1 pseudogene is annotated in these 368 nt (G+C 62.2%); it reads right to left on the bottom strand.

Annotation, left to right across the window (positions count from 1 at the left end):
• Positions 1-368 (bottom strand): annotated as a pseudogene (locus tag FYZ48_RS29345) (hypothetical protein); the annotation flags it as partial.

Below are 368 nucleotides of genomic sequence, written 5' to 3'. Positions count from 1 at the left end.
TCCATCAGGAACACATCGTTGCCGCCGTTACCGCTGCCGACGCCGTAACCGCCGCCGTCCAGGTTGTCGCTGCCCAGGCCGTCACCCAGGATGTTGTGATCGTTATCGCCGGTAATATTGTCGTTGCCATCACCACCGAAGACGTTTTCAATGCTGTTGTCGTCATCGCCACCACCGGTGCCGACCACCAGGCCGCCGCCGATGTTTGTGGCAGTGCCGGCGAACAGGTCGACGGTCACGCCTGTGGTATAGTCCCGGTAATCCAGACTGTCGTTACCGGTGTCCCCGTCCAGGGTACCGGTCAGACCGGCCCCGTCGCTCAGGTCGAAGCGGTCGTCCTGCGTTCCCCCGATCAGGTTCTGGAAGTC

Origin of the sequence: Gimesia chilikensis (assembly GCF_008329715.1) — a bacterium.
Classification (GTDB): Bacteria; Planctomycetota; Planctomycetia; order Planctomycetales; family Planctomycetaceae; genus Gimesia; species Gimesia chilikensis.
This window is presented reverse-complemented; position numbering and strand designations above follow the sequence as displayed.